We start from the raw sequence: 1,495 nt of genomic DNA, 5'->3' as shown, positions 1-1,495 counted from the left end.
GCACGGTGCCGATCACGTGGCCCTTGCGCTCGCCGGTGCGGTCGGAGTTGCGGGCGGCGCGTGGGCATTCAGTCGGCCCTCGGCCGCGGCCTGCTCAACGACCTGGAGAGCGCCAGCGGCCACCGCCTGGCCCTGCACGCCGCCTCCTGGAACGACCCGTCCAGCGGCCTGGCGGGCCGACAGGCCGACCTGGCCCTGGTGTGGCTGCCGCTGCCCGACCCCAACCGCTACCGCTGGCAGGTGCTGCGCACCGAGCCGCGCTGGGTGCTGCTCCCCGAGAACCACCCGCTCGCCGAGCAGGAGACGATCGAGTTCGCCGATCTGCTCGACGAGCCGTTCGTCGCCCTGCCGACCGAGGCGGGCGCGGTCCGTGACTTCTGGCTCGGCAACGACGCCCGCGGCGGCCGCGCGGCCAAGATCGGCGCCGAGGCGGCCACCCCCGAGGACAAGCTCGAGGCCGTGAGCCTGGGCCTGGGCGTGTGCCTGCTCGCCGAGAACAACGTCCCGATGTACCGCTGGCCCGGCCTGACCGCGCGTCCGGTCGCCGGCCTCACCCCGTGTGAGCTGGCGGTGGCGTGGCGCGCCGACGACACCCGGCCGACCATCCTGGAGTTCGCCGGGCGCGCCGTCGACGGTGGCTTCTCCGAACCCCAGCAGCAGCCGCAGCCGATCGCGGTCTAGTTCGACAGTTCCAGTTGGGCGGCGAGGCCGAGCAAGGTGGCCTCGCTGCCGGGCGGACCGGCCAGCTGTGCCGCGAGCGGGGTGTGCGCCTCGGGATGGGTGCCCATCGGCACCGACGCGGCGGGCCAGCCGACCAGATTCCAGATGCCGGTGAACGGCGCGTAGCGCGCCGAGGCCAGCACGTTCGAGGTCCAGCCGCGCCCGCTCCACTTCCTGGCCTTGGGCGGCGGCGCCGCGAGCGTGGGGGTGATCACCACGTCGAAGTTCTCGAAGAAGTCGACCAGCCGGGCCTCGGTCCGGTCGACCTGATCCGGGCGCACCAGCCGCAGCCGCCGGATCAGCCTGCCCAGCGCCAGATGCCGCTTGGTGCGGCGCTGCAACAGCTCGGGGTGCGGTAGCCGGGCCGCGTCGGCCAGGCTCACGCTCGGCCAGCGCAGCAGCATCAGCAGCGCCACGTCGCCGTAGGGAAGTTCGACCGGTTCCACCAGGTGACCGGCCGCCGCCGCGCGCGCACCCGCGGTACGCGCTGCCGCCGTCCAGTGTCGATCCACCCGGACCAGTCGCGACGGCGGAGCCACGGCAAGTCCGACGCGTAGTCGCTGTGGCGCGCGTAGCTCGGCCAGATCCGACCGGTCCGCCAGCACCGACAGCGCCAGCGCCGCGTCCGACACGGTCGTCGCGAGCACGCCGTTCTCGGCCATGCCACCCCAGGAGTCGGCAGCCAGCAACAGTGCCATCGCGCTGCGGACGCAGTCCGTTTCCGCGCAGGAACAGCTGCAGCTGATGCGCGAACAGCTGGCAACGGCACGTGCCG

The 1,495-nt window shown here is 73.6% G+C and carries 2 protein-coding genes; one reads left to right on the top strand and one right to left on the bottom strand.

Features of this window, described 5'->3' with window-relative positions:
* The first annotated feature begins 60 nt into the window (after positions 1–60).
* Positions 61–681, top strand: a complete 621-nt coding sequence (locus ACWDNU_RS45645; protein WP_449673420.1) for a LysR family substrate-binding domain-containing protein — start codon at positions 61–63, stop codon at positions 679–681.
* Here the strand turns inward: ACWDNU_RS45645 and ACWDNU_RS45640 are convergent.
* Positions 678–1,382, bottom strand: a complete 705-nt coding sequence (locus ACWDNU_RS45640; RefSeq protein WP_449673419.1) for an amidase family protein — start codon at positions 1,380–1,382, stop codon at positions 678–680. The genes ACWDNU_RS45645 and ACWDNU_RS45640 overlap by 4 nt on opposite strands.
* Positions 1,383–1,495: the final 113 nt, after the last annotated feature.

The sequence above is a fragment of the Amycolatopsis sp. NPDC003676 genome, assembly GCF_053587275.1.
This window is presented reverse-complemented; position numbering and strand designations above follow the sequence as displayed.